General features: G+C 40.0%; 15 protein-coding genes, 28 tRNA genes and 3 rRNA genes. 44 read left to right on the forward strand and 2 right to left on the reverse strand.

What is annotated here, in order from left to right; all coding sequences use genetic code 11:
* The first annotated feature begins 14 nt into the window (after window positions 1-14).
* From AC3B7A_RS07000 to AC3B7A_RS07015, 4 genes are all read left to right on the forward strand, one after another.
* The gene (locus tag AC3B7A_RS07000) at window positions 15-1,415 is read left to right on the forward strand and encodes a bifunctional metallophosphatase/5'-nucleotidase (RefSeq protein WP_489755409.1); all 1,401 of its coding nucleotides are present in this window, start codon (window positions 15-17) and stop codon (window positions 1,413-1,415) included.
* A complete protein-coding gene (locus AC3B7A_RS07005; protein WP_489755410.1) occupies window positions 1,408-2,073 on the forward strand; it encodes a YutD family protein in 666 nt (221 codons plus the stop codon). The genes AC3B7A_RS07000 and AC3B7A_RS07005 overlap by 8 nt, the downstream gene beginning before the upstream one ends.
* Window positions 2,074-2,087: 14 nt before the next feature.
* Window positions 2,088-2,858 (forward strand): TIGR01457 family HAD-type hydrolase, encoded by a 771-nt coding sequence (locus tag AC3B7A_RS07010; protein ID WP_489755411.1) that lies wholly within the window; start codon window positions 2,088-2,090, stop codon window positions 2,856-2,858.
* Window positions 2,859-2,920: 62 nt separating this feature from the next.
* Window positions 2,921-3,496: a TIGR01906 family membrane protein gene (locus AC3B7A_RS07015; protein WP_489755412.1), complete on the forward strand. Its 576-nt coding sequence runs from the start codon at window positions 2,921-2,923 to the stop codon at window positions 3,494-3,496.
* 35 nt (window positions 3,497-3,531) lie between these two features.
* On the opposite strand, the gene AC3B7A_RS07020 is transcribed toward AC3B7A_RS07015, so the two are convergent.
* A complete protein-coding gene (locus tag AC3B7A_RS07020) occupies window positions 3,532-4,170 on the reverse strand; it encodes a VTT domain-containing protein (protein ID WP_489755413.1) in 639 nt (212 codons plus the stop codon).
* Window positions 4,171-4,235: 65 nt separating this feature from the next.
* Window positions 4,236-5,219 carry an NAD(P)/FAD-dependent oxidoreductase gene (locus AC3B7A_RS07025; protein WP_489755414.1) on the reverse strand — a complete coding sequence of 328 codons (984 nt, stop codon included), beginning with the start codon at window positions 5,217-5,219 and terminating at the stop codon, window positions 4,236-4,238.
* Between the two features lie 70 nt (window positions 5,220-5,289).
* Here AC3B7A_RS07025 and AC3B7A_RS07030 point away from each other — a divergent pair, with 70 nt between their 5' ends.
* The 40 genes from AC3B7A_RS07030 to AC3B7A_RS07225 all read left to right on the forward strand — a co-directional run bounded on the left by AC3B7A_RS07030 (window position 5,290) and on the right by AC3B7A_RS07225 (window position 24,862).
* The gene (locus AC3B7A_RS07030) at window positions 5,290-5,652 is read left to right on the forward strand and encodes a CvfD/Ygs/GSP13 family RNA-binding post-transcriptional regulator (RefSeq protein ID WP_489755415.1); all 363 of its coding nucleotides are present in this window, start codon (window positions 5,290-5,292) and stop codon (window positions 5,650-5,652) included.
* A 299-nt stretch (window positions 5,653-5,951) separates the two neighbouring features.
* Window positions 5,952-7,518 (forward strand): 16S ribosomal RNA (locus AC3B7A_RS07035).
* A 93-nt stretch (window positions 7,519-7,611) separates the two neighbouring features.
* Window positions 7,612-7,685: transfer RNA gene (locus AC3B7A_RS07040), tRNA-Ile, on the forward strand.
* A 12-nt stretch (window positions 7,686-7,697) separates the two neighbouring features.
* Window positions 7,698-7,770: transfer RNA gene (locus AC3B7A_RS07045), tRNA-Ala, on the forward strand.
* A 110-nt stretch (window positions 7,771-7,880) separates the two neighbouring features.
* A 23S ribosomal RNA gene (locus AC3B7A_RS07050) occupies window positions 7,881-10,798 on the forward strand.
* A 73-nt stretch (window positions 10,799-10,871) separates the two neighbouring features.
* Window positions 10,872-10,988 (forward strand): 5S ribosomal RNA (gene rrf, locus AC3B7A_RS07055).
* Together the 16S, 23S and 5S rRNA genes with 28 tRNA genes alongside form the textbook arrangement of a ribosomal RNA operon.
* 15 nt (window positions 10,989-11,003) lie before the next feature.
* Window positions 11,004-11,076: transfer RNA gene (locus AC3B7A_RS07060), tRNA-Val, on the forward strand.
* A 2-nt stretch (window positions 11,077-11,078) separates the two neighbouring features.
* Window positions 11,079-11,151: transfer RNA gene (locus AC3B7A_RS07065), tRNA-Lys, on the forward strand.
* Between the two features lie 4 nt (window positions 11,152-11,155).
* A tRNA-Leu gene (locus AC3B7A_RS07070) sits at window positions 11,156-11,238 on the forward strand.
* Window positions 11,239-11,282: 44 nt separating this feature from the next.
* Window positions 11,283-11,355: transfer RNA gene (locus AC3B7A_RS07075), tRNA-Thr, on the forward strand.
* A 4-nt stretch (window positions 11,356-11,359) separates the two neighbouring features.
* Window positions 11,360-11,431: transfer RNA gene (locus AC3B7A_RS07080), tRNA-Gly, on the forward strand.
* A 14-nt stretch (window positions 11,432-11,445) separates the two neighbouring features.
* Window positions 11,446-11,531, forward strand: a tRNA-Leu gene (locus tag AC3B7A_RS07085).
* Window positions 11,532-11,540: 9 nt separating this feature from the next.
* Window positions 11,541-11,614 (forward strand) — tRNA-Arg (locus AC3B7A_RS07090).
* A 5-nt stretch (window positions 11,615-11,619) separates the two neighbouring features.
* Window positions 11,620-11,693 (forward strand) — tRNA-Pro (locus AC3B7A_RS07095).
* Window positions 11,694-11,715: 22 nt separating this feature from the next.
* Window positions 11,716-11,789: transfer RNA gene (locus tag AC3B7A_RS07100), tRNA-Met, on the forward strand.
* A 6-nt stretch (window positions 11,790-11,795) separates the two neighbouring features.
* Window positions 11,796-11,869 (forward strand) — tRNA-Ile (locus AC3B7A_RS07105).
* A gap of 37 nt (window positions 11,870-11,906) precedes the next feature.
* Window positions 11,907-11,980 (forward strand) — tRNA-Met (locus AC3B7A_RS07110).
* Window positions 11,981-11,983: 3 nt separating this feature from the next.
* A tRNA-Asp gene (locus AC3B7A_RS07115) sits at window positions 11,984-12,057 on the forward strand.
* 6 nt (window positions 12,058-12,063) lie between these two features.
* A tRNA-Phe gene (locus AC3B7A_RS07120) sits at window positions 12,064-12,136 on the forward strand.
* A 15-nt stretch (window positions 12,137-12,151) separates the two neighbouring features.
* Window positions 12,152-12,222: transfer RNA gene (locus tag AC3B7A_RS07125), tRNA-Gly, on the forward strand.
* A 4-nt stretch (window positions 12,223-12,226) separates the two neighbouring features.
* Window positions 12,227-12,300: transfer RNA gene (locus tag AC3B7A_RS07130), tRNA-Ile, on the forward strand.
* A gap of 2 nt (window positions 12,301-12,302) precedes the next feature.
* Window positions 12,303-12,390 (forward strand) — tRNA-Ser (locus AC3B7A_RS07135).
* Between the two features lie 30 nt (window positions 12,391-12,420).
* Window positions 12,421-12,508: transfer RNA gene (locus AC3B7A_RS07140), tRNA-Ser, on the forward strand.
* Between the two features lie 13 nt (window positions 12,509-12,521).
* A tRNA-Met gene (locus tag AC3B7A_RS07145) sits at window positions 12,522-12,595 on the forward strand.
* Window positions 12,596-12,598: 3 nt separating this feature from the next.
* A tRNA-Asp gene (locus tag AC3B7A_RS07150) sits at window positions 12,599-12,672 on the forward strand.
* A gap of 6 nt (window positions 12,673-12,678) precedes the next feature.
* A tRNA-Phe gene (locus AC3B7A_RS07155) sits at window positions 12,679-12,751 on the forward strand.
* A gap of 5 nt (window positions 12,752-12,756) precedes the next feature.
* Window positions 12,757-12,839 (forward strand) — tRNA-Tyr (locus AC3B7A_RS07160).
* Window positions 12,840-12,846: 7 nt separating this feature from the next.
* Window positions 12,847-12,917, forward strand: a tRNA-Trp gene (locus AC3B7A_RS07165).
* Window positions 12,918-12,928: 11 nt separating this feature from the next.
* A tRNA-His gene (locus AC3B7A_RS07170) sits at window positions 12,929-13,002 on the forward strand.
* Window positions 13,003-13,012: 10 nt separating this feature from the next.
* Window positions 13,013-13,084, forward strand: a tRNA-Gln gene (locus tag AC3B7A_RS07175).
* 9 nt (window positions 13,085-13,093) lie between these two features.
* Window positions 13,094-13,164 (forward strand) — tRNA-Cys (locus AC3B7A_RS07180).
* A 27-nt stretch (window positions 13,165-13,191) separates the two neighbouring features.
* Window positions 13,192-13,276 (forward strand) — tRNA-Leu (locus tag AC3B7A_RS07185).
* A 332-nt stretch (window positions 13,277-13,608) separates the two neighbouring features.
* Window positions 13,609-14,886: a uracil-xanthine permease family protein gene (locus AC3B7A_RS07190; RefSeq protein ID WP_489755416.1), complete on the forward strand. Its 1,278-nt coding sequence runs from the start codon at window positions 13,609-13,611 to the stop codon at window positions 14,884-14,886.
* 249 nt (window positions 14,887-15,135) lie between these two features.
* On the forward strand, window positions 15,136-17,871 hold the full coding sequence (locus tag AC3B7A_RS07195) for a sigma 54-interacting transcriptional regulator (protein ID WP_489755417.1): 2,736 nt from the start codon (window positions 15,136-15,138) through the stop codon (window positions 17,869-17,871).
* Between the two features lie 192 nt (window positions 17,872-18,063).
* Entirely contained in the window at window positions 18,064-18,558 is a 495-nt protein-coding gene (locus AC3B7A_RS07200) for a PTS sugar transporter subunit IIB (protein WP_489755418.1), read from the forward strand.
* The gene (locus tag AC3B7A_RS07205) at window positions 18,558-19,349 is read left to right on the forward strand and encodes a PTS mannose/fructose/sorbose/N-acetylgalactosamine transporter subunit IIC (protein ID WP_489755419.1); all 792 of its coding nucleotides are present in this window, start codon (window positions 18,558-18,560) and stop codon (window positions 19,347-19,349) included. The genes AC3B7A_RS07200 and AC3B7A_RS07205 overlap by 1 nt, the downstream gene beginning before the upstream one ends.
* 2 nt (window positions 19,350-19,351) lie before the next feature.
* Window positions 19,352-20,173, forward strand: a complete 822-nt coding sequence (locus AC3B7A_RS07210) for a PTS system mannose/fructose/sorbose family transporter subunit IID (RefSeq protein WP_489755420.1) — start codon at window positions 19,352-19,354, stop codon at window positions 20,171-20,173.
* A 23-nt stretch (window positions 20,174-20,196) separates the two neighbouring features.
* On the forward strand, window positions 20,197-20,601 hold the full coding sequence (locus AC3B7A_RS07215) for a PTS sugar transporter subunit IIA (protein ID WP_489755421.1): 405 nt from the start codon (window positions 20,197-20,199) through the stop codon (window positions 20,599-20,601).
* Window positions 20,602-20,625: 24 nt separating this feature from the next.
* Window positions 20,626-21,750: a glycoside hydrolase family 172 protein gene (locus tag AC3B7A_RS07220; protein ID WP_489755422.1), complete on the forward strand. Its 1,125-nt coding sequence runs from the start codon at window positions 20,626-20,628 to the stop codon at window positions 21,748-21,750.
* A 289-nt stretch (window positions 21,751-22,039) separates the two neighbouring features.
* Window positions 22,040-24,862 carry a sigma 54-interacting transcriptional regulator gene (locus AC3B7A_RS07225; protein WP_489755423.1) on the forward strand — a complete coding sequence of 941 codons (2,823 nt, stop codon included), beginning with the start codon at window positions 22,040-22,042 and terminating at the stop codon, window positions 24,860-24,862.
* Window positions 24,863-24,880 lie beyond the last annotated feature (18 nt).

A 24,880-nucleotide genomic window follows, 5' to 3' on the forward strand; every position in this document is an offset into this window, starting at 1 on the left:
TAGAGATGATGTTTATGATAGAACAAATTCAAATAATTCACACCAATGATTTACATTCTCATTTTGAAAATTTTCCTCGGATTGAACGGTTTATTCAACAGCAACGTCGAACAAATCGGCAATTACAACAGACAACATTACTGTTTGATATTGGGGATGCCTCAGATCGGCAACATCCTTTAACTGAAGCAACCAAGGCGCGTGCTAATGTTCAGTGGATGAATCGACTACATTATGATGCTGTTACTATTGGCAATAGTGAAGGCTTGTATTATCAACATGATGATTTAGAACATATGTATGATCAAGCTTATTTTGCTGTTGTTTTGGGTAATTTAAAAGAACAAGATGGGACACAACCCAAGTTTTTACAGAACTATAAAATTTTGACAACGGCTCAGCAAACCAAAATTGGTTTACTAGGGTTAACGGCACCTTATGAGTTGACTTATCCATTAGCTGGCTGGAAAATTCAAACAGTAGAACAGGTTTTACCACAGTTAATCAAACAAGTACAACCTCAAGTTGATCTCTTAATTTTATTATCACACTTAGGTTGGCCGACAGATCAAATGTTAGCCCGTAAATTTCCCCAGTTAGATGTTATTATTGGGGCGCATACCCATCATTTATTACCTCAGGGGCAAGTAATTGGTCAGACTTTACTAACTGCTGCTGGTAAATACGGGCAACATATTGGGACAATTACGTTAAAATTAAAGCAGCATCAGATTATTGCCAAACAAGCCCAAACGATTGAAACACGTTTACTACCAGCGATTACTGGTGACCAGAATACAATTCTGAGCTATCAACAACAAGGTCATCAGCTGCTCAAACAACAAAAAATTGCCACTTTACCTTATCAGTTATCAAGGGAGCCAACGGCTAAGCATGCGGCATTAAAATTAGCATTGCAGGCTCTGATGACCAAAACTAATTGTCCAGCAGCAATGTTAAGTAGTGGCTTGTTTTTGAGTAATTTACCAAAAGGAACGATAACCAGTGATGATTTGCATCAGCAATTACCCCACGCAGTTCATTTAATGATCACACAATTAAGTGGTCAAGATTTTTGGCGCTTTATCATGGAAGTAGAAAAGAACCGTGGCTTTTTACGTAATTTTCAACAAAAAGGGATGGGGTTTCGTGGTAAAATTTTTGGTGAAATCTTTTTTTCTGGTGTCAAATTTGATCAACAAACGCAACAGGTTTTTTATCAAGGAAAAGTACTGCAACCCGATCAACAATATCGGATTGCTCTATTAGATCATTACTTATTTATACCGTTTTTTCCGACGATTCAAATTGTTGGTAAAAATACTATTTTGTATCCAGAATTTTTGCGGGAAGCATTTGGACAGTATTTGTCGCAGCAATTTCCGTTAAATAAGGAAGGTGATAATAATGAATAATGAGAAAAATTGTACGGTCACAACCAAGAAAAAATCAATTCTTAGTCGTAGTATTGAACATGCAATTGCGGCTACTAACGCGCAAGCAACTGATGATGAGCAAGTAGTAGCAGAAGTGTTACAAATTAGTACTGATAAACTAAAAATTGATCAGGAAACTTATCTAATCATGGCTAATCATCAACATGGATTAGATCTGAATCGCTTAGCCTTGCGTTATAATTCAGTTTTAAAAAAATATGATTATATTGTCGGTGATTGGGGCTATGGGCAACTGCGGTTACGTGGATTCTATGATAATAATCGCGTTCATGCTAAAATTGATCAAAAAATTTATACTTTGCAGGATTATTTACTGGAATATTGTAATTTTGGCTGCGCTTATTTTGTTTTAGAAAGAGAGCAAAAGTTGCCCGAAACTCATAGTACAGTAACTAAGAAAACGACAGCTACACGCAAGCATTTAAAAACTAATACTAAAGCGACACACTCTAAGTTAAGAAAAACTTCTAAAAATGCTAGAACTAAATCTACCAAGGCCCCAGGAACTCATTTTAAACGGCGTCATTTAAAACAACAGGTTAAACCAAAGCAACCGAAAGCTAACGCTAAAGTGACCAAGAAAGCTAAGTTTAAGATTCGCAATCTCAATAATTAAAGGATAAATATCACATGAAATATCAAGGCTATTTAATTGATTTAGATGGAACTACTTATCGGGGAAGTGAACCGATACCGGCTGCCGCTAGATTTATTAGACGTTTGCAAGAAAAGCATATATCGTTTGCTTTTTTTAGTAATAATACGACCAAAACGCCACAACAAGTTGCCGCTAATCTACAAAAAAATCATCAAATTAACGTTAATCCAGAGCAGATTATTACCCCAGCGGCCGCGACGGCCGACTATTTGGTGCAACAATCAAGCGCCAAACCAATTACTTGTTTTGCGATTGGTGAATGGGGACTCAAAAAAGCTTTATTAACCGCTGGAATAAGTTATGATGAACAAGATCCAGATTATGTGGTGGTAGGTTTAGATACAGACGTTTCTTATCGTAAGTTTGAAACTGCTACTTTAGCTATTAGACGGGGGGCGCGTTTTATTGGCACTAACGCTGATACTAATTTACCGAATGAACGCGGATTAGTACCAGGAGCCGGTGCTTTAATTTCTTTAGTGGAAACCACAACGCAGCAAAAAGCTACTTATATTGGTAAACCGGAACGAGTGATTGCTGATTATGCTTTGAAAAAATTAGGCTGGCAACGCCAACGAGTGGCAATTATCGGTGATAATTATCAAACTGATATTTTATGTGGTCTGCACGCACAAATTGATACCATTTTGGTTTATACAGGAGTTAGTACGCCCGAACAGGTGGCTCAATTGACGCAAAAGCCGACTTATCAAATTCAGAGCTTAGATGATTGGTCAGTTTGATGACGGCCTTAAGTTTGTTATTTTGTTTAATTAGCTCAGTCTTTATTTTAACTTCGAGTATTATGCTGACAATTGTGGGGAGTTATGTGATTTTTTGGTCGGATTTACATTATTTACAGTTGAATTTGGTGGTTCATTTATCAAATACCAAAATTTGGCAGAACTATTGTCAAATCATGGATTACTTGCTATTGCCCACTAAAAAGCAACTGATATTAACTAATTTTGTGAGTTCAGCTGCAGGACGAGAACACTTTCGTGAAGTAAAAGTCTTGTTTATGTTGGTCGCCATTTTATGGCTATTGAGTTTAGTGATGTTGATAATTTGGCACCAACGTCAGCAATTATTCCCCTTAATAAAGCTTAATAGCTACTGGTTTAAAATTTTGGGGAGTTTACCCATCGTTTTAGGTGTATTATCCTTAATTGACTTTGACGGCTTATTTATTGCTTTTCATCAATTATTATTTAGAAACAATGATTGGTTATTTGATCCCTTGAAAGATCCAGTTATTAATATCTTGCCGGATACTTTTTTCTTACATTGTTTTTTATTGGCGTTTGTTATTTTTGAATTAATTATTTTAGTGATTTTATTAGGACAACATGATTTTAGAGTAACAAAAAAGAACAGCTAAGAGCTATTTTCCCAGCTGTTCTTTTTTATTTTAATTTAATTACTTTTTTTAGATGAACGTAACATGCCAATCACGGCCGGTAAAACGGAAATGAAAATAATGGCTAAGACGATCATTGAAAAGTGTTCTTGCACAAAAGGTAAGTTACCAAAAAAGTGACCACAAATTAAGCAAATACTAACCCAAATGAATGAACCAATAAGATTATAATGCAAAAAACGCGAATATTTTAAGGCGCCACCACCAGCAACAAAAGGAACAAAAGTCCGTACAATCGGGATAAAACGCCCCATGGCGATTGCCTTACCACCGTGTTTATCAAAAAATTCTTGGGCTTGAGTGATATATTCTGGTTTAACTAATTTATTAAACCAGGATTTTTTTTGTAACCAATGATTTAAATATTTACTAATTAAATAATTACATGAATCGCCAATAATGGCAGCAAATAAAAATAAGAAAAATAACAGCCAAATATTTAAACCACTGGCTTGATTGGCAGCTAAGGCGGCGGCTGCAAATAGCAGTGAATCACCTGGTAAAAATGGGAGAATCACAGCACCCGTTTCAATAAAAATAATCAAAAATAAGATAATATAAGACCAGCTACCAAAGTGGTTAACTAAGTCAACTAAATGCTTATCAACATTCATTATGAAATCAATTAATTGCATAAATTCTCCTTAATAACTTTTAATTATATTTTACTTGGTTCAACGAAGAAGTGCCACGTTAAATTTTAATTAAACATTGACGAACTATGAATTAAGCGGTTTTTGTCAGGATAAAGTTCCTTAACGACTGAGTTGACCGCAATTGTACCTTCACTAAAGCCGAGGGTAATGAGGCGTTCTTTTCCTGAATAACTCACTGCATCACCAGCGGCATAAATATGTGAACGACTAGTCTGCATATTTGAATTAACTTGAATAAAAGGTCCTTTGAGCTGTAAATTCCAAGCTCTTAAAATTCTTGAATCGCTCATAATGCCGTAGTTAACTAATAATTTATCAACAACAATGCTTTCGGTTTGATCTTGACCAACAGTTTTATAGTTAACGATTAATTGCTGATTTTGATTGGGTTGAATACCAGTGATGATTTTGGGTGTTAATAATTCAACGGAAGATTCTTCAAGGTTTTTAACACTTGATTCTAAAGCGCGAAATTGATTCCGACGGTGTAATAGAAAGGTTCTTTTGGCTCGGTTGTTAATTTCTAAAGCCCAATCAACTGCGGTGTCTCCACCGCCAGCGACCAAAACATGTTTATTTTCATATTGATCCAGATTTTGAACAAAGTAATCTAATTGTTTTCCTTCTAGATTTTCATCATAGTTAAAAGCTAATTTTCGTGGTTTAAACGGACCATTACCAACGGCAATAATAACGGTTTTGGCTAGAATATCATGTTGCGTTGTTTTGAGTAAGCAAGAATCATCTTTTGTAACGATTTGTTGAACGATAGTATTTAATTTTGTTTGATAGGTAATCTTATTACCTGTTTTAATAAGATCATCAATTAGTTGCTGACCGCTAACTCCGTATTTACCGGCAACATCATAAATCTTTTTTTGGGCATAGAGATTAACCGGTTGACCACCTAATTTGGTCATTCCTTCTATTAAGACCACATTTAGATTTCTCATGGCTGCATAATAAGCGGTAAAAATTCCCACAGGGCCACCGCCGATTACTGCTAGATCAAATTTTTGTTTTTCCATTTAGCACCTCAAGTTTAGTTACATTAACTAATATTATATGTTAATCTGAAAAAAGGAGGAAACAAATTTTATGGATTTAAAAATCGGTCAAGTAATTAGTGGCGAAATTTCTGGTATTCGTCCCTATGGAGTCTTTGTCAAAATTGATGATGCGCAACAGGGATTAATTCATATTTCAGAATGTAAAAATGGTTATGTAGAAGATATTACTAATTTTTCAAAAATTGGTCAGGCCATTAAGGTACGAGTTTTAGATATTGATGAATATGATGGTAAAATTAGTTTATCTTTACGAGCTATGCAAAAGACTAACTATGACCCACAACATTATCATCGAAAAGTTTATTGGACGTATCGCCATAAACACCTAGGATATCAGACTCTTAAACACCAAAGAGAAGCCTGGATAAATGAAAAAACTAAAAAAAACTAAAAAAAAATCAAAAAGGGGTTGCAAAAAGGACGAAAAGTTGATAATATATTTTCTGTTGTCAATGAGTCATGCAGGTCGCTGCTAAACAAATAAAAAAAACAGTTGACAAGCTCATGATAAAATGATAAACTAAACAAGCCGCTTAATCAAGTGGCAAATGATAAAAAGTAGATCTTTGAAAACTGAACAAAGTTTCTTTTAACACCAAGTGCTGGGTTCTGAAAAAGAACCTGTCAATTGAACAAAAATAAAGAAGACAAAGAACGTTAGAGTTCTAAGTCTGAGTCAACAAACTAACAAAAAATGAGAGTTTGATCCTGGCTCAGGACGAACGCTGGCGGCGTGCCTAATACATGCAAGTCGAGCGAGCAGAAGTAACGGAATACCTTCGGGTAGGAAGATATGGACGCGAGCGGCGGATGGGTGAGTAACACGTAGGTAACCTGCCCTTTAGCGGGGGATAACAATTGGAAACAGTTGCTAATACCGCATAAAGTGCTTAATCACATGATTAAGGAATGAAAGACGGTTTCGGCTGTCACTAAAGGATGGACCTGCGGCGTATTAGCTAGTTGGTAAGGTAACGGCTTACCAAGGCAATGATACGTAGCCGACCTGAGAGGGTAATCGGCCACATTGGGACTGAGACACGGCCCAAACTCCTACGGGAGGCAGCAGTAGGGAATCTTCCACAATGGACGAAAGTCTGATGGAGCAACGCCGCGTGGATGAAGAAGGTTTTCGGATCGTAAAATCCTGTTGTTGAAGAAGAACGTATTTGAGAGTAACTGCTCAGATAGTGACGGTATTCAACCAGAAAGTCACGGCTAACTACGTGCCAGCAGCCGCGGTAATACGTAGGTGGCAAGCGTTGTCCGGATTTATTGGGCGTAAAGGGAGCGCAGGCGGTTTGAAAAGTCTGAATGTGAAAGCCCTCAGCTTAACTGAGGAAGAGCATCGGAAACTGTCAAACTTGAGTGCAGAAGAGGAGAGTGGAACTCCATGTGTAGCGGTGAAATGCGTAGATATATGGAAGAACACCAGTGGCGAAGGCGGCTCTCTGGTCTGTAACTGACGCTGAGGCTCGAAAGCATGGGTAGCGAACAGGATTAGATACCCTGGTAGTCCATGCCGTAAACGATGAGTGCTAAGTGTTGGGAGGTTTCCGCCTCTCAGTGCTGCAGCTAACGCATTAAGCACTCCGCCTGGGGAGTACGACCGCAAGGTTGAAACTCAAAGGAATTGACGGGGGCCCGCACAAGCGGTGGAGCATGTGGTTTAATTCGAAGCAACGCGAAGAACCTTACCAGGTCTTGACATCTCCTGCAAGTTGTAGAGATACAAGGTTCCCTTCGGGGACAGGAAGACAGGTGGTGCATGGTTGTCGTCAGCTCGTGTCGTGAGATGTTGGGTTAAGTCCCGCAACGAGCGCAACCCTTGTTACTAGTTGCCAGCATTAAGTTGGGCACTCTAGTGAGACTGCCGGTGACAAACCGGAGGAAGGTGGGGACGACGTCAAATCATCATGCCCCTTATGACCTGGGCTACACACGTGCTACAATGGATGGTACAACGAGAAGCGAACTCGCGAGGGCAAGCGGAACTCTAAAAACCATTCTCAGTTCGGATTGCAGGCTGCAACTCGCCTGTATGAAGTTGGAATCGCTAGTAATCGTGGATCAGCATGCCACGGTGAATACGTTCTCGGGCCTTGTACACACCGCCCGTCACACCATGAGAGTTTGTAATACCCAAAGCCGGTGGGGTAACCTTTCGGGGAGCTAGCCGTCTAAGGTAGGACAAATGATTAGGGTGAAGTCGTAACAAGGTAGCCGTAGGAGAACCTGCGGCTGGATCACCTCCTTTCTAAGGAAAAGATACGGAAAGCATTTGGCTAGAAACTTTGTTTAGTTTTGAGAGGTTTACTCTCAAGGGTTGAAGACAAGCGCAGTAAAAATCGGGCCTATAGCTCAGCTGGTTAGAGCGCACGCCTGATAAGCGTGAGGTCGATGGTTCAAGTCCATTTAGGCCCATTATAGTAGTACGGGGGTTTAGCTCAGCTGGGAGAGCACCTGCTTTGCAAGCAGGAGGTCATCGGTTCGATCCCGTTAACCTCCATTGACGAGGTGAAACTTGTCAAGGAAGATAATTAGTACTTTGAAAACTGAATATTATGATAAGAAAGACACCGAGAATCGAGAGATTCGAGAAGTAAGAAGTAATAAATAGGTTAAGATAAAAAGGGCGCACGGTGGATGCCTAGGTACTAGGAGCCGAAGAAGGACGTAACGAACAGCGAAATGCTCCGGGGAGTTGTAAGTAAGCGAAGATCCGGAGATGTCCGAATGGGGGAACCCGGCTAAGGTAAAGCTTAGTCACACTTTGTTGAAAGATAAAGTGAGGAAGACGTGGTGAACTGAAACATCTAAGTAGCCATAGGAAGAGAAAGAAAAATCGATTTCCCAAGTAGCGGCGAGCGAAACGGAAAGAGCCCAAACCAAAGAGCTTGCTCTTTGGGGTTGTAGGACTGGGACGTGAGACAGTCGAAGATAGCTGAATCAGCTGGGAAGCTGAGCTAGAGAGAGTGAAAGCCTCGTAAGCGAAATCGAAGACGCTCTACCAGGATCCTGAGTACGGCGGGACACGAGAAATCCCGTCGGAAGCAGGGAGGACCATCTCCCAAGGCTAAATACTCCCTAGTGACCGATAGAGAACAAGTACCGTGAGGGAAAGGTGAAAAGCACCCCGGGAGGGGAGTGAAATAGATCCTGAAACCGTGTGCCTACAAGTAGTCAGAGCTCGTTAAAGAGTGATGGCGTGCCTTTTGTAGAATGAACCGGCGAGTTACGATTGCGTGCGAGGTTAAGTTGAGAAGACGGAGCCGAAGCGAAAGCGAGTCTGAATAGGGCGAAAGGAAGTACGTAGTTGTAGACCCGAAACCAAGTGACCTACCCATGTCCAGGTTGAAGGTGCGGTAAAACGCACTGGAGGACCGAACCCACGTAAGTTGAAAATTGCGGGGATGAGGTGTGGGTAGCGGTGAAATTCCAAACGAACTTGGAGATAGCTGGTTCTCTCCGAAATAGCTTTAGGGCTAGCCTCGGAGAAGAGGATCTTGGAGGTAGAGCACTGTTTGGACTAGGGGCCCAACATGGGTTACTGAATTCAGATAAACTCCGAATGCCAAAGATCTTTCTCCGGGAGTCAGACGGTGAGTGATAAGATCCATCGTCGAAAGGGGAACAGCCCAGATCACCAGTTAAGGTCCCAAAATCCATACTAAGTGGAAAAGGAAGTGGAACTGCATAGACAACTAGGATGTTGGCTTAGAAGCAGCAACCCATTTAAAGAGTGCGTAATAGCTCACTAGTCGAGTGGTTCTGCGCCGAAAATGTACCGGGGCTAAGTATGGTACCGAAACTGTGGATGTGCATTGAAAGATATGTACGTGGTAGGAGAGCGTTGTAAGCACGAAGAAGCCAGATCGTAAGGACTGGTGGAGAGCTTAGAAGTGAGAATGCCGGTATGAGTAGCGCGAGACCAGTGAGAATCTGGTCCACCGGAAGACTAAGGTTTCCTGGGGAAGGCTCGTCCGCCCAGGGTTAGTCGGGACCTAAGATGAGGCCGAGAGGCGTAATCGATGGAAAACAGGTTGAGATTCCTGTACTGTTCAGTGTTGTTTGAACGATGGAGGGACGCAGGAGATGAATTGTGAGCATGCAGCTGGAAAAGCATGTCTAAGCATCGAGTCTGGATATGAGTCAAATGCTTGTAACCGAGAAGGATGAGATGTGATAGGGAGCGAAAATAAAGTAGCGAAGCACAATAGTCACACTGCCGAGAAAAGCTTCTAGTTAGATACTGAGTACCCGTACCGCAAACCGACACAGGTAGTCAAGGAGAGAATCCTCAGGTGAGCGAGAGAACTATCGTTAAGGAACTCGGCAAAATAGCCCCGTAACTTTGGAAGAAGGGGTGCTGGTGTAAGAGCCAGCCGCAGTGAAAAGGCCCAAACAACTGTTTATCAAAAACACAGGTCTCTGCAAAATCGTAAGATGACGTATAGGGGCTGACGCCTGCCCGGTGCTGGAAGGTTAAGAGGATGAGTTAGACGTAAGTCGAAGCCCAGAATTGAAGCCCCAGTAAACGGCGGCCGTAACTATAACGGTCCTAAGGTAGCGAAATTCCTTGTCGGGTAAGTTCCGACCCGCACGAAAGGCGTAATGATTTGGGCACTGTCTCAACGATAGACTCGGTGAAATTATAATACCCGTGAAGATGCAGGTTACCCGCGACAGGACGGAAAGACCCCATGGAGCTTTACTGTAGCTTGATATTGAGTTTTTGTGTAACATGTACAGGATAGGTAGGAGCCGTAGAGATCGGTACGCTAGTATCGAAGGAGGCGCTGGTGGGATACTACCCTTGTTATATGAAAGCTCTAACCCGCGCCGTTGAATCACGGCGGGAGACAGTGTCAGGTAGGCAGTTTGACTGGGGCGGTCGCCTCCTAAACAGTAACGGAGGCGCCCAAAGGTTCCCTCAGAATGGTTGGAAATCATTCGTAGAGTGTAAAGGTAGAAGGGAGCTTGACTGCGAGACAGACAAGTCGAGCAGGGACGAAAGTCGGGCTTAATGATCCGGTGGCACCGAATGGAAGGGCCATCGCTCAACGGACAAAAGCTACCCTGGGGATAACAGGCTTATCTCCCCCAAGAGTTCACATCGACGGGGAGGTTTGGCACCTCGATGTCGGCTCATCGCATCCTGGGGCTGTAGTCGGTCCCAAGGGTTGGGCTGTTCGCCCATTAAAGCGGTACGCGAGCTGGGTTCAGAACGTCGTGAGACAGTTCGGTCCCTATCCGTCGCGGGCGTAGGAAATTTGAGAGGATCTGTCCTTAGTACGAGAGGACCGGGATGGACATACCACTGGTGAACCAGTTGTCTTGCCAAAGGCATAGCTGGGTAGCTAAGTATGGAAGGGATAAACGCTGAAAGCATCTAAGTGTGAAACCCACCTCAAGATGAGATTTCCCATTCAGGAATGAAGTAAGACCCCTCAAAGAAGATGAGGTAGATAGGTTGCGAGTGGAAGTGTAGTGATATATGGAGCTGAGCAATACTAATCGGTCGAGGGCTTAACCGAGGTAGTCGAGTAGGATCATAATATTCAGTTTTGAGAGGACTAAGGTTCTTTCAGAAGGTAAGAAGAGAGCAAGTGTGGTGGCGATAGCGAGGAGGAAACACCTGTCGACATGCCGAACACAGAAGTTAAGCTTCTCAGCGCCGAAAGTAGTTGGTGGGAAACTACCTGCGAGGATAGGTCGTTGCCATGCTGGTCTTATTGCCTTGGAAGATTAGCTCAGTTGGGAGAGCGTCTGCCTTACAAGCAGAGGGTCACAGGTTCGAGCCCTGTATCTTCCATTGAGTCGCTAGCTCAGTTGGTAGAGCAACGGCCTTTTAAGCCGTGGGTCGTGGGTTCGGGTCCCACGCGACTCATTTTGCGGGTGTGGCGGAATTGGCAGACGCGCTAGATTTAGGTTCTAGTGTCCTTTGGACGTATGGGTTCAAGTCCCTTCTCCCGCACTTGCAACATGAACTTTGAAAATATGATATTGTTATTTTATTATGCCGACTTAGCTCAGCTGGCAGAGCACCTGTCTTGTAAACAGGGGGTCGGAGGTTCGAATCCTCTAGTCGGCATTATGCGGAAGTAGTTCAGTGGTAGAACATCACCTTGCCATGGTGGGGGTCGCGGGTTCGAATCCCGTCTTCCGCTTTCATTATAATCACGCCGGGGTGGCGGAACTGGCAGACGCACAGGACTTAAAATCCTGCGGTAAGTGATTACCGTACCGGTTCGATTCCGGTCCTCGGCATTATAATGAGCACCCATAGCGCAATTGGATAGAGTGTCTGACTACGAATCAGAAGGTTGTAGGTTCGACTCCTACTGGGTGCATATTTCGGGAAGTGGCTCAGTTTGGTAGAGCACCTGGTTTGGGACCAGGGGGTCGCAGGTTCGAATCCTGTCTTCCCGATTAGCTTTTTATTAATAGCTATGGCGGTGTAGCTCAGCTGGCTAGAGCGTCCGGTTCATACCCGGGAGGTCGGGGGTTCGATCCCCTTCGCCGCTATTGATCGGACCTTTAGCTCAGTTGGTTAGAGCAAACGGCTCATAACCGTTCGGTCGTAGGTTCGAGTCCTACAAGGTCCATGGACTTGTTATGGATTTTGTGGTACGCTTTTATTATCGCGGGATGGAGCAGTCTGGTAGCTCGTCGGGCTCATAACCCGAAGGTCGTAGGTTCAAACCCTACTCCCGCAATTTGGTCCTATGGTGTAGTTGGTTATCACGCCTGCCTGTCACGCAGGAGATCACCGGTTCAAGTCCGGTTAGGACCGTTAGATGGCTCGGTAGCTCAGTCGGTAGAGCAATGGATTGAAGCTCCATGTGTCGGCAGTTCGATTCTGTCCCGCGCCATTTTACTTGAGAACTGCGGGTGTAGTTTAGTGGTAAAACCACAGCCTTCCAAGCTGTTGTCGCGAGTCCGATTCTCGTCACCCGCTTTATGGGCCTATAGCTCAGCTGGTTAGAGCGCACGCCTGATAAGCGTGAGGTCGATGGTTCAAGTCCATTTAGGCCCATTGGAGAAGTACTCAAGTGGCTGAAGAGGCGCCCCTGCTAAGGGTGTAGGTCGCGTAAGCGGCGCGAGGGTTCAAATCCCTCCTTCTCCGTTGGAATTATATTTCCATAGTTAGCGATTTGGAGGATTACCCAAGTGGCTTAAGGGAACGGTCTTGAAAACCGTCAGGCGTGTAATAGCGTGCGTGGGTTCAAATCCCACATCCTCCTTTTATTTTATTATCGCGGGATGGAGCAGTCTGGTAGCTCGTCGGGCTCATAACCCGAAGGTCGTAGGTTCAAACCCTACTCCCGCAATTTGGTCCTATGGTGTAGTTGGTTATCACGCCTGCCTGTCACGCAGGAGATCACCGGTTCAAGTCCGGTTAGGACCGTTAGATGGCTCGGTAGCTCAGTCGGTAGAGCAATGGATTGAAGCTCCATGTGTCGGCAGTTCGATTCTGTCCCGCGCCATTTATGGAAGGGTAGCGAAGTCTGGCTAAACGCGGCGGACTGTAAATCCGCTCCTTCGGGTTCGGTGGTTCGAATCCACTCCCTTCCATCGTAATAGGGATATAGTTCAATGGTAGAACAACGGTCTCCAAAACCGTCGATGTGGGTTCAACTCCTACTATCCCTGTTATTATCTTGGCGGTATTGGTGAAGTTGGTTAACACACCGGTTTGTGGCACCGGCACACATGAGTTCGAGTCTCATATACCGCCCTTTTATTTTTGGGTTATAGCCAAGTGGTAAGGCAATGGACTTTGACTCCATTATGCGCTGGTTCGAATCCAGCTAACCCAATATTTACCTGGCGGTATAGCCAAGTGGTAAGGCAGAGGTCTGCAAAACCTTGATCACCGGTTCAAATCCGGTTACCGCCTTTGGCTTTTGCCATGTATATATGTTTTGCCGGTGTGGCGGAATTGGCAGACGCGCTGGATTCAAAATCCAGTTCCTGTTAAAGGAGTATCGGTTCGACCCCGATCACCGGTATAATTGAGCAGAATTAGTAAAATTAATTCTGCTTTTTTTTGTTTTCAAAAATGAGTTGGTCTACATAAAAAGAGTGCCGATGAAATCACTCATCAAAACTCAATATTATAGAACCTTATTTGATAATCTTCAACTTTCAAAAGATATCTAAACTAATGATTTGTTTAGCAAAATTAGTTTGACAAATAAATTTTTTCCCGTTATGATACTAGAAATTAATCCTTTAATGATTAGTCCTGAGAGGCTATGAAGGAACTCTAACAACTTCTGTTTAAGTGAACCCTCATAACCTCCTTGGCTATGAGGGTTTTAATGTAGTTAAGGAGGAAATCATGGTGAAACATAATTCGGAAATTTTGATGGATATTTCTGATCGACCAAGTCCGGGACATTGGCTAGGATTATCATTTCAACATTTGTTTGCAATGTTTGGTTCAACTGTTTTAGTACCTATTTTGGTGGGTCTAAATCCGGGAATTGCTTTATTTAGTTCGGGAGTTGGCACCTTAATGTATATTTTAATTACCAAAGGTAAAATTCCAGCTTATATGAGTTCTAGTTTTTCTTTTATTGTGCCAATGGTTGCATTGATGAAAACGGTTGGTTATCCCGGTATTGCTCAAGGAACTATTGCTGTGGGATTAGTTTATTTAGTTACTTCAGTGATTATCAGTTTAATCGGTTCGGATTGGATTGATAAAATTTTACCGCCGATTGTTGTTGGTCCCATCATCATGGTTATTGGGCTTTCGCTTTCTGCCACTGCCGCTAAGGATGCAACGATGAATGGCAATCATTATGACCTAAAGTTCTTCGCCGTAGCCTTAATTACTGCTTTATTGACGGTTTGTCTTAACATTTATTTAAAAGGTTTTTTGAATCAAATCGCAATTTTGCTAGGAATTATCGGTGGCTATTTGGTAGCAGTGGCTTTTGGTTTGTTTGACTTTCAGAAAGTTTTAACTACGCCTTGGTTTCAATTGCCTAATTTTGAAATTCCGTTTCTGTCCTATCAACCTAAATTTTACTGGGGAGCGATTTTAAGTCTAGTGCCGATTTCTTTTGTAACGATGACTGAACATATGGGGCACATTATGGTCTTAGATAGCTTGACCAATCGAAATTTCTTTAAAGACCCAGGGTTAAATCATACTTTAGCTGGTGATGGAACGGCTTCAATTATTGCTGGGTTAATTGGTGGACCACCAATTACTAGTTATGGTGAAAATATTGGTGTGATGACGATTACGAAAATCTATAGCGTGTGGGTGATTGGTGGAGCAGCTGTTTTAGCAATTATTTTTGGCTTTATTGGTAAATTAAGTGCCTTAATTCAAAGTATTCCTTCGCCAGTTATTGGTGGTGTGAGTTTTTTATTGTTCGGGGTTATTGCCTCCAGTGGCTTAAAAATCTTGATTGAAAATCAAGTTGATTTTAACAAAAAACGTAATTTAATGATTGGTTCGTTAATCTTAGTAATTGGGATTGGCAATGCTTATTTACAATTGGGAAAATATCAGTTCTCTGGTTTGGCTGTGGCAACGGTATTAGGTATTTTACTAAATTTAATTTTACCAAATCAAGATCAAGTTGCGAATAAAAGCGATTAGAAGCAAGGAGATCACCTAAACTCAGGATTTAAGCTGATTTTTGACTTGAATTTCTGAGGTATAGTTAGCTGATTGCTTATAGTCTTGTGAGCGCATTTTTATCAAGTTGTGGACAAAGGTTCTTAGCAACTGAACATAACCTAGAATAAATGCTTAGATCAATTTTTATTTCAATCTGAAATCTTTTGGATACAAATTGTTTCTAGGGTTAAAATATAGATAATTTGTAACGCTTCCAGGAGGCTTGAAATGAATTATAAACAAAAAATTGCTACTTTATTAAGGGAACGAACCCAAGTCATTGATTTTACTAAAGAGCAATTTTCATTTACGGCAGAATCTTTAAGCCAAGCATTGAAAATTCAACGTAATACCACTAGTCACTATTTAAATCAATTAAGTCAAGAACAGCAGGCTGTTAAAATTAATGGGCGGCCAGTCTTGTTTTTAGACAAAAAGACGCTTCAAAGACAGTATCAATTAGGTTTTAATAGCCAATATCCCAACTGGTCAGCTTTTTTAGCCGACCTCAAATTATTTCAAATGACCTCGGTTTTGGACCAAGTTATCGGTGCTAATGGTTCTTTACATAGTCAATTAGAACAATTAAAAGCTGCTGCCAATTATCCTGGCAGTGGTTTACCAATTTTGTTATCTGGACCTACTGGTGTAGGTAAAAGTTACTTGGCACAAATATATTACCGTTATTGTCAACAAAGGCGCTTAATTGCGCCGCAGGGACAATTGGTACAGTTGAATTGTGCGGAGTATGCAGATAATCCAGAATTACTATCTAGTTTACTCTTTGGTTATGTTAAAGGTGCATTTACGGGTGCACAGCAAGATCATCGTGGCTTATTTGATCAAGCCGATCAAGGCGTTTTATTTTTAGATGAAGTTCACCGCTTGGATGCTAAAGGGCAAGAAAAATTATTTAGTTATTTAGATCGAGGACAGATTTCTTCACTGGGACAAACAAGCAATGCCCGGCAGGTTAATGTTCGTTTAGTTTTGGCTACTACAGAGGATTTACAAAATAATTTTTTGCAGACTTTTATTCGGCGAATTCCGATTCACGTCAAAATTCCTTCGTTATTAGAGCGTCCGCAAAATGAATTGGAAGAATTAATTTTGTCGTTTTATCAGAATGAGGCACAAAAGGTCAATCAGACACTTTTAATTAAAAATACAGTACGTCAAGCATTATTAGCGGCTAATTATCCGAATAACATTGGTGATTTAAAAAATTATGTTACGTTATCAGTGGCCCAAGCGTTAGTTCTACAAAAACAGCGCATTAATAAGCTTGCCCAAGTGGTGATTGATTTGAATTGTTTACCACCTAAATTACGTTTATGGCAAATTAAACCAAGTTTAGATGTTGACCAAAACCAACCGGATTTAGTAATTAATGCGCAAACTGATTTAACGAAATTATCGACCCACCGCTTAATCCAGCAAAAAGTTGATACGCTTTTAGAGAAATTTGGTTGTTTAATTAATAATTCGCAACCTAGCCGCCCAGAATTATTTCGACAAATTAATGTTTTAACTGATACGTTAGCGTCTGATGGGATGATTTCGATGACTAGTGATCAATATTTGTTTTTGAAAAGGGGAATTGAACGAATTTTAGAATCCTTCAAAGAACAATTTCACGTTGATTTTCTGGGAAATTTGGGGGCGCAGCTAGCTCATTATTTGTATTTGCGTGAATTTTATACATTTCAAGATAAAATTGAAACTAAGTTAACAGTCAAAACTTTAAAACGATTATTGAAAAATAATTCGTTACAGGAACAAATGTTAGATTTATTGGTACAAGTTTTAGCCAATACTTTAAATTTCACCGCTGATCCGATTGACCAATTAATTATGGGAATCTATTTGAAGAGTGCGGTTTTAGCAGATGATAGTCCAACCATTCGTTGTGTAGTAATTGCCCATGGACAAACGACAGCTAGTAGTATGGCTGAAGTAGTTAATCGCTTGGTGGGACGTTTGATTGTCGATGCACTAGATATGCCGTTTGATGTGCAGCCTAGTGAAATTGGCCGGCGATTATCACATTTTATTGCTCATCGTCAATTTTTACAGGGATTAATTTTATTAGTAGATATGGGTTCATTAACCGAAATTGAAAAAGAGTTAACCGTTGATGTAGATTTTCCCATTGGCATGGTAACCAATATTTCGACATCCGTGGTTTTACAAGTTGCTCAAAAGATTGAACAACAGCAAAACTTAGAACAAATTTTAGCGCAAGTCCAACAGACTGCAAAGATTAAAACTAGTTTGAAATATCCCCAACAAAATCGCCAAGATGTGATTTTAACATGTTGTGAAACGGGGCAAGGAACAGCAACGAAAGTTAAACGATTATTAGAAGAAAGTTTTCCGGCCAATTTAAAAACTAGAGTGTTGGCCTACGATGAACGCCAACTTGAGAATCATTCCATTTGGGAAATGTTACAGAGTAAGTACCATTGCTTAGCAGTAGTGGGGACAATTAATCCTCATTTGTCAAAGATCCCATTTATTTCATTGGAATCTTTAATTTCCGGTGATCATCTGGATGAATTAGTGCAATTATTAAAACTGCATGATCCTAAGTTGTCTAAAGAATTAGCAACCAATATTATTCGCAACTTCACCGTAGAACGAGTTTTAGGAACGTTAACGATTTTAGATGCTCAAGCGGTTCTTAAAGCTATTGATCAATTTATTAGTAAGTATGAGTATTTAACCAAGAAACAATTGGAAAACCGTTTACGCGTTGCTTTATACGTGCATATTAGTGGATTAGTAGAGCGTTTAATTCGCAATGAACCCATTGCCACTTATCCCGATTTAAAACAATTGCAACAACAACATCCCCAAGAGTTAAAACAAGTGCAGGCGGCTGTTAGTGTCATAGAAAATCTGTACAGTATTAAAATTCCCGCGACAGAAATTGCCTATATTTATGATTTGTTACAACATTAAAGGATTTTTCGGGCGTTTGCCCCATAAAAAAAAGCGTGCCAAAAATTGGCACGCTTTTTGCTTATAGAGAGTTGGTAATAATCAAGCAACAAGCTCAGTTCACAAGCATAAACGTTATGAAATTTATCATCTGACGTTGAACCGTGGATTATTACTGCAAAAATGATGGAGTACTTGAAGGAGGAATTTAAAGTGAGTGTAGTTTTAGCCAGAATTGATAATCGTTTGTTACATGGCATTATTGTAACACAATGGGCACCACAATCGGGATCTAATCGGGTAATGGTGATTGATGATGATACCGCTAATAATCCAGTTGCTAAAGCCACGATGAAGATGGCGCGGCCCGCCGGAAATGCAATTTCTATTATTACGGAAGCCAAAGCTTTGACTAATTTTAAAAGTGGCAAATATGATCCTGAGAAAGTTTTGGTTTTAAGTAAAGAACCAAGTACGTTTTTACATTTAATTCAAGCCGGCGTGCAGTTACCAAAACTAAATATTGGTGGCACAGTTGCTAAAGAAGATGCATTAGCAATTTCTAAGCGTGCTTTTGCTACGCCAGAGGAAGTAGCTATTTATCAACAAATTTTACAAGCGGGTGTGCCCTTAGTGACACAATATGTACCAGCTGATAAAGAAGTAACAATTACAGCCGACTTTTTGGCAGGTAAGGAGGAAGAATAATGCACTTTACGTTGATCCAAATTATTATTTTAACCATTTTAGCTTTTATTAAGCACATTGATTATTATGGAATTCCAATGTTGTTTGTCAACTACCCTGTTTTTTGGGGTTTATTTACCGGTTTATTAATGGGTGATATGAAAACTGGCTTGATTGTTGGCGGGACTGTGCAATTGATGTCATTAGGCGTGGCCGGTTTTGGTGGTTCTTCAGTGCCTGATTATGGGACCACTGCCATTATTGCCACTGCTTTTGGCGTAACTTTAGGCAAAAGTGCTGGTTTAGCAATTGGGTTACCCGTTGGGATGTTAGGCGTGCAATTAGACGTAGTAGTCAAAATTTTAAATGGCTTTGTGGCCAAAAAAGCCCAAAGCTATGCGGATGCTAGAAAATTCAAAAAAATGAATGCGGTGACTTGGTTAGGACCACTATTCTTTGGTTTGTCAGCTGCCATTCCAGTTTTAATTGCCGTAACTTTAGGTCAATCCGCTGTTAATTTTATTTTGCATAGTATGCCACATTGGTTCATGGGTGGTTTAACAATTGCTGGCAAGATGTTGCCAGCCGTTGGGATTGCGATGTTATTAAATTATATGCCAACTGGCAAATTGGTGAATTACTTATTAATTGGCTTTTTCTTGACTGCCTTTTTAAAAGTGCCGATTATTGGTGCTGCCATCATCGGTTTTGCATTAGCTTTCTCATCATATAAACGGACGGAAAAAGATGATCAAATGCGCACAACAACAGCAGCTAATACTGGTGATACTGGAATCGGGGAGGATGAATAGACATGTTTAAAAAGAATAAAGATCAGCAAGCTTACGGTCCACTTGTTTCGAAAAAAGATTTGCATAAAGCTAATTATCGGTGGCTAATGAGTGTTGAAACCTTTAACTACGAAACACAGCAGGGGGCTTCTGTGGCTTATGCACTGTCACCTATCTTAAGAAAAATTTATCCTAACGATGATGATTATGTCGAAGCTTTGGATAATCATTTTCAATATTATAATACGCAGCCGTGGTTAGCAGCAATTATTTTAGGAGCTTGTGTTGCTATGGAAGAAAAGCAGGGCTTAGCTGCTAAACACGCAATTAATGACTTTAAAGTCGGGACGATGGGACCTTTGGCTGGAATTGGGGATTCGTTATTAATGACGATGATTCCAACGATTATGGGTTCGATTGCGGCTTACATGGCATTAGAAAATAATCCGTTTGGTATTTTATTGTGGGGCATTTTAATTGCGATTATCTTTTTCTTACGGATGCACTGTTTTGAATTTGGTTATCGGCAAGGTTCCAAAGTTATCACAGAATATGGAGACAAAATTAATTATTTAACCGAGGCAGCTTCGGTGTTGGGGATTACCGTTGTTGGCTCTTTAGTTGGATCGGTAATTTCCGTGACTTGTCCATTGAAGTTTCAATTTGGTAAAGTAGCAATGAGCATTCAACCAATGTTAGATAAAATTATGCCAGAATTAATTCCTGCCTTACTAGTTTATTTTGCCTATGAGTTATTAAAATCCAAGAAAATTAGTATGACATGGGTAATTTTACTATTTATCGTGATTGCAATGTTTGGGGCAGCATTTGGCTTCTTAAAATAGGACTGAGGAGTGAGCGGTAGTTTATGAAAAAAGTAATTATTGTAACACACTATACTCTGGCTAAGGGTTACCAAGCAACTTTACAGGGATTAACTGGTGATGATCAAACCGTCATGGCGGTTTGCGCTTATTTAGATAATGCCGGTCAAGCTGAATTAAAACAACAAGTCACTGCTTTGTTAAATACTCAGGATGAGTTTTATATCTTGACGGACTTGAGTTTTGGGAGTGTCAATCAATTGATGAGTCAATTTTTGGCGCCAAAGATTCATGTTATTACTGGGATTAACTTACCTTTCGCTTTGGAATTAGTTTTAGCAGTTAAAAATGATTTACCGATTGATTTAACACAAATGATTCAACAAGCACGGCAACAATTATTAGATGTTGCCCAGACTAATGTTGTTGACAATGATGATGATGAATAATATTTGTTAATAAAGGAGGATTAGATGAGTGTCTTAGATGATGTTTTACATTTTGATCATGAACGTAGTCGAACTATTTCGGCTGAAAATCCAAGTGGTGCGCCCGGTCAAGCGGCTAAAGCAACTGGTAAATTAGGTCCGCAGCGTAAGGGATGTGCCGATATTTCTTTAGATCAAGGACAAAGCGTTACTTTAGCTGAGATTGACGGTCCCGGCGAAATTCGCCACATGTGGTTTACAGTAACGGATAAAACCACCAAAGGGAGTTTTGTTTTAAGAGATTTAGTCTTAAGAATTTATTGGGATCATGAAGAAAATCCCTCCGTTGAAGTACCACTAGGTGATTTTTTCTGCAATGGTTTTGCGACCCGCTGTCAAATTAACTCCTTACCGATTGTGGTTAATCCTGTTGGCGGGATGAATAGTTATTTTAAAATGCCATTTCAAAAGCATGCTAAAATTACCATTACTAATGAGCATCCGGCTTTTATTAAACATTTCTTTTATACGATTAATTATGTAAAAAACGATCAATTAGCTCGGGATTTACTATATTTTCATGCTTATTGGAATCGAGAAAATCCAGTTGTCAAAGGCCAAGATTATACATTAGTTGATCAAATTCAAGGTCAGGGCTATTATGTTGGTACTTACATGGCGTTATGCTCTCTGCAACGTTACTGGTGGGGGGAAGGTGAATTCAAGTTTTATATTGATGATGACGACTTGTATCCTACGGTGACATCGACTGGAGCAGAAGATTACTTTGGTGGAGCGTGGGCTTTTCAGAAGCAAGATTATGGGCAATTACCAGAAACTTTAACTTATTCTACGCTCTATCAAGGCTATCCGTTTCATGAAACACAAGATCATTCGCGTGATCATTTTAGTGCGGGCAAACCCGATCCCAATTCGGTTCATGCTTGTGGCAATGATGGCTTACCACAGCATGGTTTATATCGCTGGCATTTACCGGATCCGATTGCTTTTTCGAAGAGTTTAAAAGTCACTTTTCAAGATATTGGGAATGATGACATTAGCTTATTTGAACGCAGTGATGATGTTTCGACAGTTGCTTATTGGTATCAAAGTGAACCGCATCACCCCTTGCGTCCGTTTTTGAAGCGGGCAGATCGCTTACCAAGATAATAAATAAGTAATAAACCAAACTACTTTAGAATACTCCGATCTCGATAGCTTAAAGAAAAATTAATCATTTATGTTTAACGGTCTTAAATTTTCAAAGTTCAAGCAAAACTTTGAAGTTTAAGGCCGTTATTTATTTGAACGTTAAGATTCTAAAAATGAGACTTTTTAAGTGTTTCTTGTCAAACGTGACCTGGGTTAATTTTTTCTAATCATCATAACGGCTTTTTTTAATGAAATATGATAATATCTATAGATAAAATTGGTTGTGTTCAGTTAACTAATAGGAAAATTGTTGATAGATTTGGGTAAACATCAAGTCTTACTTTTTAAATTATTAAATGAAGCAACTTTGTCTCAGGTTCAAGTGGTGATGGTGATGAAAATGTTAACAGAAAAAATTGCACAATTATTATATAAGGCCACCAAGATTAATCAGTGGAGCGAGCATGGTTTGACAGCGATTGAGGTTGCCCAACAGTTACAAATTAAACGCAATACCGCTAGTCATCATTTGAATTTATTGTGTCAGAATCAGCAAGCAGTCAAAATTAATTCGCGACCAGTAATTTATTGGGATCGCAAAGTTTTAATGCAACATTATCAAGTCACATTACATAGTGCATATGCTTCCAAAGATGAATTGTTACAAACTTTAACGACATCAAAGACCTCAACTAGTGTTTTTGACCAAGTGATTGGTAGCAACGGCTCATTGTATGTAGCAATTGAACGCTTAAAAGTGGCGGCTGGTTATCCTCAAGGCTTACCAGTTTTGATTACAGGACCGACCGGCTCAGGTAAAAGTTTTTTGGCTCAAATTTATTATCAGTTTTGCTTGGAACAAGGATATTTGGAAAAGAATGCTCCGTTTATTCACTTTAATTGTGCTGAATATGCAGATAATCCAGAATTATTGACTAGTAATTTATTTGGTTATCAAAAGGGAGCTTTTACTGGTGCTGTGCGTGATCAATTGGGGATTTTTGATCAAGCGGATCAGGGGATTTTATTTTTAGACGAGGTTCATCGCTTAGATGCTAAGGGACAAGAAAAATTATTCAACTATTTAGACAGTGGCTACATTATGCCGTTAGGTTCCGGTCATTCTAAGCATCAGGTTCAAGTCCGATTGATTTGTGCAACAACCGAGGATTTACAAAGTTATTTTTTAGATACTTTTTTACGAAGAATTCCGATTCAAATTACTATTCCTGGTTTGAAAAGCCGAGCTAGTCAAGAAGTTGAAGCATTGATTAAATTGTTTTATTGGCAACAAGTTCAACAAATTAAACGACCGATTGAGTTAAACCAAGCAGTCATTAATGCACTGTTAGCAGTTCCTTATCACTACAATGTCGGCGAATTAAAAAATGCTGTTGTAATTTCAGTCGCTAGTGCTTTACAAAATTTGACCAATATAAATCAACCACTAAAAGTTGAGTTACCTAATTTGCCCCAGGAAATTTTAGAAAATATTAGTGCACAATCAGGAGCAATTACTTTAAAAACGGGCTATTTAATGCTGAACGATAGCCAATCACAACTAGAATTAATGCCGTCAAATTTAACACCAATTAACGAAATTCAACAGACGTTTCAACAAATATTAATGAATTATCAAAGAACTTCCGCGTTTGATGACTTTTTAGCAACTAGTCAAGAACAGATTACCCAACTATGTGACTATTTAATTTTTGAAAAAGATCATCAAAAAAACGCGGTACCGTTAACTTTTTTAAAAAATATTTTTCAAACAATTACTACACAGCAAAATCTTGAGTTTACCGGCAGCACAATTTTGATGTTAGCGTATTATTTTTATAATAAACAGTCGGCCCATTGGCGCTTAAGTAATAAGGAAAAACGGATTTGTCAAAAAATAATCCAGCAGTTTCAAACCAAAAATCCGTCTTTAAATAACATTATTGTTTCGATTAAGACTACTTTAACTAAGTCAATCAGTTTGGCATATGATAGCATTGATGACCTATTTCTTTATATTTATTTGGATGATTTAGTTCATAGTTATCGCGAACCTGCACTTCGTTGTTTAGTCTTAGCGCATGGTTACTCAACAGCTAGTAGTATTGTTAATGTCGTCAATCAAATGCAACACGTTCATGTTCTAGATGCGATTGATATGCCGTTGGATATTAAAATTGCAACGATTGGGGAAAAAATTAATCAGTACTTGCAGACACACCCAGTGGATCAAGGTTTGATCTTACTAGTAGATATGGGTTCATTAGTTGGTATTCAAAAATATATTACTCAAGCAGTTTCTTTTCCCATTGTTATTATTAATAATGTTTCAACCCAATCGGCATTGTTGGTGGCAGAAGGGATATTGCAACAACAAACGCTTAGTCAAATCAGTAAACAATTGACGCACGCATTAAATCCTACTCAAAAAGTGATTTATCCCCAAGCCACTAAAAAGAATTTGATTGTCACTTGTTGTTTTACGGGTGTGGGAACGGCCAGAAAAATTCGAGATTTAGTGTCTGACAGTTTGCCATCAGCAGTGCAAGTTAGTGTGCAAGCTTTGGAGCAAGCTCAATTACAAGATCCGCAAGAATTAAAGTTATTAACTCAGGTCTATAATGTCGTGATGGTCATTGGGACGATTGATCCGCAATTGACCGCAGTACCTTATTTTGCGTTAGAACAAATTATTTCAGGTGTTGATTTACCAGCATTAAGTCAGACTTTAAAGAATTATTTACCGCCCACGGACTTAAAAAAATTCAATGACCGCTTAATTCATAATTTTACGTTAGAGCGTGTGATCAATTCGATTACAATTTTAGATGCAAATGTTGTCATGAAAAATATTGATGAAGCGGTGCGTAATTATACTCAATTAACTAATCATCAATTAAATAATGTTACACGCATGTCATTATATGTTCATGTTAGTTACCTAATTGAACGTTTAATTCGCAATGAGGCGATTGAAACTTATGATTGGAATAACGTGGCGGACACTAGTCAAATTCAGACACTTCAACAAATCAAAATGGCATTTAGTGTCATTGAAAAAGAATATAGTGTCAGCATTCCGGATGCAGAATTAGGTTATATTTATGATATTATGCAAGCAGATTCTTGAAAATTAAACTCTTTTCAT

The organism is Bombilactobacillus sp. ESL1202 (genome assembly GCF_058107125.1).